Here is an 8,763-nt window from a genome sequence, read left to right on the forward strand (position 1 = left end):
TATGGGCCTACACGGAGTAGATACGATCTGCGAGCAGTTGGTCCGGCACGGCCTCGCCGCCGACACGCCGGCGGCCCTGATTCAGCAGGGAACTACCCGCAACCAACGCACGCTGATCGGCGACCTGTCGACCTTGCCGGACATTGTACACTCTGCGGAGGTCAAGCCGCCTACGTTGATTATCGTGGGTGACGTGGTTACCCTGCACAACAAGCTCAGCTGGTTCCGGCCGCAGGCCGATTGAGCTAGTTCGCGTTGCCGGCGGATTTGCCACCCAGGCCGTGTTCCACCGCGATCACCGCGGCCTCGACGCGGGAATGCACGCCCAGTTTGCGAAGCACAGACTTCACGTGGAGTTTGACAGTGCCATCCGTAATGTCGAGTTCGCGGGCGATCACCTTGTTGCTCTGACCAGCAGCAATATGGCGCAGGATTTCCGTTTCGCGGGGAGTAAGGTCCGCCAGGGCGCTTCCGGTATCCTCCGGCTCGCTTTCCGGGGCAGGTTCCGAGGTCTGACCCTGGACGATGCGTGTCAGTGATCCAATCAATTCCTTCGCCACTACATGCTTTCCCTGGATGGCGTCGTTCAGGGCGGGGACCAGTTCCTCCGGCTCCATATCCTTGAGCAGATAGCCCTGGGCGCCGGCGCGAAGGGCAGATTCCAGATCGTATTCCTCGCGGCTCATGGTCAGCATGAGCACGGGCAGGTCGATTCCCTGTTCGCGCAAACGACGCAGGGTTTCCGGCCCATTCATTTCGGGCATCTTTACATCCAGAAGAATGATGTCCGGTTGCAGTTCCTTCGCCCGTTCGATTCCTTCCTGTCCGGAGCCGACAGAATCGGCGATTTCGATTCCACGGCTCTGAAGGAGGGCCTCCAGACCTTTTCGCACGAGCGCATGATCGTCGATCAGGAGAACGCGCATGTCAGGCCTCCGATCCCGCTGCAGTTCTGGGGCTGGCGGGCTGGATCGGGAATACCAGCTGGATGCGCGCGCCTTCGCCAGGCTCGCTTTCGAACAGGAGGGCGCCGTCGATACGGTCCGCGCGTTCGCGCATGATGGACAGTCCGATTCGTTCGCCCGGGTGCCCGGTTGTGGTCGAGATCTCCTGGTCGGCGCCCTGACCGTCGTCCTCGATCAGCACGGAAAGAGTCTCGTCTTCGGGGTGGCCCAGGAGAATACGAACGTTTTGAGCGTTGCTGTGCTTGCGTACATTCGCCAATGCTTCCTGAACGATGCGGAACACCTGTACTTCCTGGTTGGGAGTCAGGGCAAAGCTTGGCCATTGATTCTGGAGGTAGACCGAAATGCCGGTTTCCTGACGGAAGCGATCCATGACTTCCTCGATGGAGGGAATCAGTCCACGCTCATCCATGCGTGTGCGGAAATTCGAAAGCAATTCCCGCAGGCTTGCATGGGCCTCTTCCACGCCTTCGCGCAGGCGTCGTACTTCGTTCTGGGCGCCACGTAAATCGCGCTTGTGAAGGATCTCGCCCAGCATCTTCACCTGCAGGCGCATACTGACCAGGGACTGGGCGAGGGAATCGTGAAGTTCACTGCCGATCAGGTTCCGCTCCTCCATGATCGCGAGCCGACGCTCGTTGTCATCCAGGCGGGCCTTTTCTATCGCGAGGCCCAGGTGCATGCCGATACTATTGAGGAGATCCCGGACATCCTTGCCCAGCTCCGAGCTGGGTCGCGCCAGGAAGAGGTTGTATACCCCAAGGGTGCGATCGCGATAGCGCAGGGGCACGACAATCAGTTCGCGACACGGGCCATCGACCATGGGCTGGTCGACGAAGCGGTTGCAGGGGGCAATTCCGCTCTGGATGCCAATTCCCCCGGTCCGGGCAATCTGGCCGCACAGGCAACGATTGATATCAACACTGTGCTCCTGCTTGATGATTTCCGGTGACAGACCGCGACTGGCGGCAAGGACCGTATGTTGTTTTTCATCCAGAAGACGGACGGAAGCTGCGCGGGCATCGACCAGAACCATCATGGTGTCGAGAAATTGCTCCAGCAGTTCGTCGAGATTTCTCGTTGTGCTGAGATCGGTAGCGATGTCGTAGAGGATTTCGAGTGAGCGCGACTTGCTCGCGATGTGCTCGGATTGTGCACGAACCTTGAGATCCATCTCCTCGGTCAGGGTGTTGAGCTCATCGGTGAGGCCGTTGATGTCGCGCACCAGGCTGACCAGTTCACCCTGGGGTGGCACCGAAACATGGATGTTCAGATTGCCGGATCGCAGGCTTTGTGACCAGTCGCGCAGGTGGGCCAGGGGCACCAGGAATTCCTTGCGCAATCGGTACGCGATCAGGGTAACCAGGCCCAGACCGAGAATGCCAAGCCCGATCTGGATTGCCGAGGAAGGGGCATTGGTGGGCGGCATGATCTCCAGAGCAATTTCTATCCCCAGAAGCGCGAAAAGGGTCGCGAGAGGCAGGAGAAGCCCATTCGTGGCAAGGCGCGGCAGATGAAATCGCGCAGGCCCCAGGGAAGAGGGCAGGCGAATCTTGTGGCGCGGTGAAGTTGGTTCCGGCTTGGAGGGGATCGTCGCCATAGTCAGTTCGGGCCGGTGCCTCGCGGCACTATCTAGAGTGCCGGAAATTATCTATTAATAGTCAAGAAGTTACCAGCAGATCCGGGATACCCGCGCGGAAGCTCGGGCAATACCTGGCGCGCAGGCTAGTGCTCGCCACCCTGTGGGGGTACGTCTGCGATGTCGTGCTCGGAGGGCGGTACGTAGTTCGGATCTTTCGGATTCATGAAAATAAAATGAGGCTGTCCCGGCTCGATTTCAACGAAATCGACCACGGCCCCTTCCAGCAATGGCTTGCTTTCCTGGGCAATGACAACCATGAAACCGTCACAGTCAACCTTTTCGTCCCCGTCCTGAACCGCATCGAACCCGATTCCATATTCGAAGGTTCCATCCTGATTGCGACGGGCAGCGACGCGGAGCGCCATATCCTGCATCTCGCCCTGCTCGGCCGATGCGCGCACCTGTTCTGCCGCCCGTTTTGTCAGTTTGATCATTGGTTTCCCCCGGCTTTTCCGTGTTCCTGCTTACCGTACTTGCATTGACGAACAAAATCCAGAAACCTGGCCGTCCAGTCGTTCCTTTGTACGCTCCGCAGGTGTACATAGTTTGCTGTCAGGTTTCGATAAACGATTCCGTCATGGTGGCCATCAACCCCATAACCCCTGGTGACTTCATAGGCATACGGGGTGTCGTCAGGGAGTCCTTCGATACTCGAGTAGTGAAACTCGTGGGCAGGAAAATCCCCTGTTTCGGCCTCGTCCCCCGCACGGGGCCAGAGGCAGCCGCCCAGTTCCTGAAGTCTGGCATAGCCGCGGCCTACCGGGCGGTCGTGCATCCGAATCTCGCCTGGCAAGACTCCGACCATCTCCCGCGTTTCGCCGTTCCAGTGCAGGGCGCGGGCGAGGTACATCAATCCACCGCACTCGGCGTAAGCCGGCATGCCGCCATCGATGGCTGCCCGGATCTCCGCACGCAGGGATCGATTTGCCTCGAGCGCCGCCATATGCGTTTCGGGGAATCCGCCACCAATGAACAGGCCATCCAGCTCCCCCGGCAAACGGGCGTCGTTCAGTGTATCGAAGTAGCAGATTTCCGCGCCGTTTCTTTCCAGGGCCTCGAGATCGTCGGGATAGTAGAATCCGAATGCCGCGTCGCGAGCGATTCCAATTCGGACGTCCCTGGATACTTCCATCGATGTCTGTGAAAACTCCAGCGGGACCGAGGGATCTTCCGAGGCGACGGCGCAGATACGGTCGAGATCCGTCTGTTCCGCGATTCGCTTGCCGATGTAGGCAATCTTTTCGCTGGCCACATCGCTTTCATTGCTTGGCATGAGCCCGAGATGCCGCTCCACAATTTGCAGCTGTGCATCGCGATGCACAGCGCCGACCACCGGGACGGTCATGCCCTGGGCGTCGATCACGAGGATGACAGGTACCGACAGCAGTTTGGCCAGAGCCGCATTGCTGTTGCTGCCATCGAGGTCCAGGCCGTCGTACAGACCCTTGTTGCCCTCGATCAGGCTGATATCGCAGCCCTGCCGAAAGCGGGCATAGCGCTCACGGATTTCTTCGGCGGATTCAAGGTAGAAATCGAGATTCCGGCAGGGTCGACCGGCGGCGTGGGACAGCCACATCGGATCGATATAGTCAGGGCCCTTCTTGAACGGCTGCACGAGTTGCCCGCGCTCGCGCAACGCGGCGCAAAGGCCGATGGAGATCGTGGTCTTGCCCGAGGACTTGTGGGCCGCGCTAATGAAGAGTTGGCTCATCGACGGTTCCGGAGTCCGGAAGGTGAACGGGATTTGGGGAGTCTGGCCTTCCCGTGCCTTGGTGGGCGCGGAGTCGCGTCACCGGGGCGCGGGCCCAAGCCTTGCCCATGCCGAAGTGACGACGACGATGGTCGTGGCCTCAGGCCGCCGCAGGCTCCCCTTCGGCCTTGGTTTCAGCGGCGGCGGTATGGTGGGGGTCCACCAGGTCATCCGCCAGGGACTCTGGGAGGAACGGAAGCACCTTGATGGCAAACGCCGTCGCCGCCAGGGCCAGGCACACGCCACCCAGTCCCAACAGGACTTCAGGGAGGCTGGGCGTGTAGTGGGCGACTACACCATCGAAGAAGCTGCTATGGACGATCATCCCCGGGAACAGAATCTGGGGATAGGCCTGACCGCCAATGATGATGACGTAAACCTGTGCCAGGCCACCGAGAATCACCAGTACAGCACCCAGGGCCGCCGCCGCTCGCGAGCGTGACAGACCCGGTGTGTAGAACAGTAGCAGCGGAATGAAGCCACCGATCAATACCTGCCCGACCCAGAACAGGCGCGTATAGACGCCGCCATCGAGCAGGATAAAGCGCTCGATCCCGTGTTGGGCGGTGATATAGAGATTCGTGAGGTGATAGGCGAGGGCGAAGTAGAGTACGGCCGCTACAAACACGCCGAGCAGATTCTTCAGCCGGAAGACAATCCGGTCGCCAAGCGGGCGGCCGGTCCAGCCCATCGCCGCCATCAGGACCAGCAGGTAGATCGCCAGACCAAACGAGAAGGACATGATGATGAACATCGGCGCCATGATGGCCGAGTCGTAGGCCTTGCGCGCCACCAGGAAGCCGAAGATCGAACCGGTACCGGTGGTCAGCGCGAGACGCCAGACGAATGCCAGAAAGCCTGCCGCGGGGTAGTAGCGGTTCATCTTGTGTTCCATCATGAACCAGAGGTAGACCGCGACAATGACCATGAACCCGGTGTAGAGATAGATGTTCCAGGCAAAAATCGACTTGAAGTTGTACTTCGTCATGGCGACGATGAGCCGGTCCGGGCGGCCGAGGTCAAGAACCAGGATCGTAAGACCGCCCACCAGTAGCGCGATGGCCAACAGTCCGGAAAGGCGCGACAGTGGCTTGTAGGGTGCGCGGTGGAATACGGACGCGATGGAGGCGACGTTAAGCGCTCCGGACGCAGCAACGATCAGGAATACCGCGAACACGTGCGGCGTTCCCCAGACGACAAGGTTCGACATTCCGGTGACCCAGTGTCCGTTGTGTTCCATGTAGTAGGCGGAACCGAGTCCGGCGGCAATGAAGAGCCCGAGGAAGCCCATCAGGGCGACGTAGGGAATGCTCTTGCCTTCGATCGTGCGGTAGTGGATCACTTTCTTCATGGTAGGTCTGCTCGAATCGTGTCGGTCAGGTCAGGGTCCGGCTACGGGATGTCAGATTCCCTTGTAGCGGACGCTGGTATCGAGGTTCATGTCTTCGCGGATGGCGCGCGTGGCCGTGGTCCGCACGCGTTTCGAGATTTCACTCTCCGGGTCGTTCAGATCGCCGAAAAGGATCGCCTCATGGCCTTCCTTCTTGCAGGCTTCTGCGCAGGCGGTCGTCCCGTCGCCGCGATCGATCTTCTGCACACACAGCGTGCATGACTCGACCGTTCCCTTGCCTCGTGGTGCGTACGGCTTCTGCCCGGTGACGTTCTCGTGCTCGAAAGAACGTGCCTTGTATGGACAGGCCATCATGCAATAACGACAGCCGATGCAAATGTGTTTGTCCACCAGGACGATGCCGTCAGCACGTTTGAACGAGGCGCCCGTGGGGCATACATCGACGCACGGGGGGTGCTGGCAGTGCTGGCACATGACCGGAAGCGAAAACTCGTGGCCGGTGCCAGGGTCCGTGACGTCGACTTTGCGGATCCATTCGGCGTGGGTCTCGGGGCTTCCCCGTTCGCTATGCACGCCGTTTTCGGTGGCGCAGGCATCGACGCAGGAGCTGCATCCCTTCGCACATTTGGTCGTGTCGATGAGTAGCCCCCAGCGATTCTTGGCAGAGGCGGGTACGTCCGGCGCGCGCGCTTCGGCCATATCGATCAGGCGAACGCCAGGCGCCAGGCTCAAACCCGCCGTGGCTGCCGCACCCATGCCGAGGAATTTGCGGCGGGTAATACTCATCGCTTCTCCTCCGAGGTCGTGATTACCTTGCTGTCGTGCGGATTGATCGCAGTTCCGGCTGCGTTTTTCTTCTCCGGCTTGTCGCTGTGACAGCTGAAGCAGTCGATATCGACGGCGGCATACTCGTGGCAGCTTGCGCAGAAGCCATCCTTGCCCAAAACGCTGTTGGTCTTGGGGTTGGCATGACAGTCGACGCAGTTCTTGAGGCTGAATTTCTTGGTTCGGATGCCCTCGTGCATGGTCAAGTTACGCTCATGCAGGATAAATTCGAAATGCCTGCGCCGCATGACCGATTCCGGCTCCACGCACTTGTCGCCGCGATAGGTCTTCATATTGGGCAGGGGAACCCGGCCGCCTGGTTCGTCTTCATGGGCGCTTGCCACGCTTGCCGCGGACAGGCCCACGAGGACGAGGAGGGCGGGGACAATCACCCTGCGTCGAATGTTGAGTCGTGACATTGCTCCAACTATTCCCCAAGACCCATCTTGATATAACCCGTGGGGCATACGTCCTGACAGATGTGGCAGCCGACGCATTTGTCGTAGTCTGTGTCCACGTAGCGGCCCATGGTGGACTGGTCCTTCTTCACGCGAAAGATGGCGTCCTGCGGGCAGTAGATGACACAGTTGTCGCATTCGAAGCACATGCCGCAGCTCATGCAGCGCTTGGCTTCCGCGACCGCCTGCTCTTCGGCCAGACCGATGACGCGTTCCTCGAAGTGCCCCAGAACCTCGTCGCTGCTGGGAACCTTCTCTTCGCGCTTGTTGCGTGGCTCGTACTCGAAGTGTCCGAGGTAAAGTTCGGTGGCCGGAATGATCTCGGCGTAGGACCGGTCTTCGTAGTTATGGATGGCAAAGTTGGCCGAGGAGGTACCGCGCAGGCCCCGGTCGATACCGCGTTCGCTCGCGTCGCCCGCCGGATCATAATGCTCGGGCGAAAGATGGGTCTCGCGCAGCTTCGCCAGCAGGTCAAAGTGATGCACATCCACCTTGGGGCGTTTGCCCAGGTCCTGATGTTTCAGGAAGTGGCTGATGCTGTCCACGGCGATGGAGGCCTGCCCGATGACGGTCGTCAGCAGGTGTGGACGAACGATATCGCCGCAGACGAAGAAGCCGGGCTTGTTCGGAACCTGGTAGTGCTTGTCGGCGTCCATCAGGCCACGCTCATTGGCGAACTGTTCCATGCCTTCGAGGTTACCCGTCTGGCCGATGGCGGCGACGATGAGCTCGGCATCGATGTCGAATTCGGAACCGTCAATCACTTCACCCTTGCCCGAGGAGTAGTCCATCTTGGCGACGCGCAGCGCCTTGGCGCGACCGTTGTCGCCCATGATGACTTCCACCGGGGTCAGGCAGCCTTGAATTTCAACGCCTTCGCGCAGGGCATCCTGAACCTCATGCTCGGCCGCGGTCATGTTCTCAAGCGGGTGGCGCGAAATCAGCATCACGTCCGCGCCTTCGCGCTGGGCGATGGTGGCGACGTCGTGGGCGGTGTGGCCCAGAACAATGTTTTCCGGGCGATCCTTCTCGGCGATGTTCTTGATCTGACCAAGACGGCGGGCAACGGAGGCCACGTCAATGGAAGTATCGCCACCACCGATTACCACGACCTTGCCGGAAACGGCCTGCAGCCGACCTTCGTTGAATGCCGACAGGAAGGCCACACCGGTAATGCAGTTCGGTGCCTCGGAATTCGGCACCGGCAGGGCGCGACCGGACTGGGCGCCGATGGCGAACAACACGGCGTCGTAGTCCTTTTCCAGCTGGTCGATGGAGATGTCGACACCGACACGGGTCTTCATGCGGGCCTCGACACCCATCGCGATGATGCGGTTGATCTCACCGTCCAGCACGTCGCGCGGGGTACGATAGCCCGGGATGCCGTAGCGCATCATGCCGCCCAGGTGCTCATGATCATCAAACAGGGTGACGGCGTGACCGGCTCGACGGAGCTGATAGGCTGCGGCCAGGCCGGCAGGCCCGCCACCGATGACAGCGACCTTCTTGCCGGTATCGGCGCCGGCTTCAAAGGCCAGCTTGTTGTTCAGGGCCCAGTCACCAATAAACTGTTCGACCGAGTTGATGCCGACGTGGTCTTCCACCTCGTTGCGGTTACAACCGTCTTCGCACGGTGCCGGGTATTTCCTGCTGCAATATTAGGACACTACACTAGATATGTATGAAGTTGCGGACAGGGATAATAATTGGGAAGTGAATGGGGGTTTGGAGGGATGATCAGAAAGGTGGTTGGACCGGGTTGGATGGGGTGC

8 protein-coding genes and 1 pseudogene are annotated in these 8,763 nt (G+C 60.1%); 1 reads left to right on the plus strand and 8 read right to left on the minus strand.

Going from position 1 to position 8,763, the window contains the following annotated elements:
• A partial coding sequence (locus P8X48_12465) for a hypothetical protein (GenBank protein MEJ2108118.1) occupies positions 1-244 on the plus strand: 244 nt, incomplete at its 5' end.
• A gap of 1 nt (position 245) precedes the next feature.
• On the opposite strand, the gene P8X48_12470 is transcribed toward P8X48_12465, so the two are convergent.
• From P8X48_12470 to P8X48_12505, 8 genes and pseudogenes are all read right to left on the minus strand, one after another.
• Positions 246-926: a response regulator gene (locus P8X48_12470; protein ID MEJ2108119.1), complete on the minus strand. Its 681-nt coding sequence runs from the start codon at positions 924-926 to the stop codon at positions 246-248.
• A gap of 1 nt (position 927) precedes the next feature.
• On the minus strand, positions 928-2,565 hold the full coding sequence (locus P8X48_12475; protein MEJ2108120.1) for a GAF domain-containing protein: 1,638 nt from the start codon (positions 2,563-2,565) through the stop codon (positions 928-930).
• 125 nt (positions 2,566-2,690) lie between these two features.
• Complete coding sequence (locus tag P8X48_12480) at positions 2,691-3,041, minus strand: iron-sulfur cluster assembly accessory protein (GenBank protein ID MEJ2108121.1); 351 nt, start codon at positions 3,039-3,041, stop codon at positions 2,691-2,693.
• Positions 3,038-4,318, minus strand: a complete 1,281-nt coding sequence (locus tag P8X48_12485; protein MEJ2108122.1) for an AAA family ATPase — start codon at positions 4,316-4,318, stop codon at positions 3,038-3,040. Before P8X48_12485 ends, P8X48_12480 begins: the two co-directional genes overlap by 4 nt.
• A 139-nt stretch (positions 4,319-4,457) precedes the next feature.
• Positions 4,458-5,708 (minus strand): polysulfide reductase NrfD, encoded by a 1,251-nt coding sequence (nrfD, locus tag P8X48_12490; GenBank protein MEJ2108123.1) that lies wholly within the window; start codon positions 5,706-5,708, stop codon positions 4,458-4,460.
• Between the two features lie 51 nt (positions 5,709-5,759).
• The gene (locus P8X48_12495) at positions 5,760-6,494 is read right to left on the minus strand and encodes a 4Fe-4S dicluster domain-containing protein (GenBank protein ID MEJ2108124.1); all 735 of its coding nucleotides are present in this window, start codon (positions 6,492-6,494) and stop codon (positions 5,760-5,762) included.
• Positions 6,491-6,952 carry a hypothetical protein gene (locus P8X48_12500; GenBank protein ID MEJ2108125.1) on the minus strand — a complete coding sequence of 154 codons (462 nt, stop codon included), beginning with the start codon at positions 6,950-6,952 and terminating at the stop codon, positions 6,491-6,493. The genes P8X48_12495 and P8X48_12500 overlap by 4 nt, the downstream gene beginning before the upstream one ends.
• A gap of 8 nt (positions 6,953-6,960) precedes the next feature.
• Positions 6,961-8,619 (minus strand): annotated as a pseudogene (locus tag P8X48_12505) (NAD(P)-binding protein).
• Between the last annotated feature and the right edge of the window lie 144 nt (positions 8,620-8,763).

Source organism: Acidiferrobacteraceae bacterium (genome assembly GCA_037388825.1).
Lineage (GTDB): Bacteria > Pseudomonadota > Gammaproteobacteria > Acidiferrobacterales > JAJDNE01 > JARRJV01.

What these genes read in the sequence shown, in the direction of transcription:
- P8X48_12470 (MEJ2108119.1), bottom strand. Translation starts at nt 926, where the DNA reads ATGCGCGTTCTCCTGATCGACGATCATGCGCTCGTGCGAAAAGGTCTG.
- P8X48_12475 (MEJ2108120.1), bottom strand. Translation starts at nt 2,565, where the DNA reads ATGGCGACGATCCCCTCCAAGCCGGAACCAACTTCACCGCGCCACAAG.
- P8X48_12480 (MEJ2108121.1), bottom strand. Translation starts at nt 3,041, where the DNA reads ATGATCAAACTGACAAAACGGGCGGCAGAACAGGTGCGCGCATCGGCC.
- P8X48_12485 (MEJ2108122.1), bottom strand. Translation starts at nt 4,318, where the DNA reads ATGAGCCAACTCTTCATTAGCGCGGCCCACAAGTCCTCGGGCAAGACC.
- nrfD (MEJ2108123.1), bottom strand. Translation starts at nt 5,708, where the DNA reads ATGAAGAAAGTGATCCACTACCGCACGATCGAAGGCAAGAGCATTCCC.
- P8X48_12495 (MEJ2108124.1), bottom strand. Translation starts at nt 6,494, where the DNA reads ATGAGTATTACCCGCCGCAAATTCCTCGGCATGGGTGCGGCAGCCACG.
- P8X48_12500 (MEJ2108125.1), bottom strand. Translation starts at nt 6,952, where the DNA reads ATGTCACGACTCAACATTCGACGCAGGGTGATTGTCCCCGCCCTCCTC.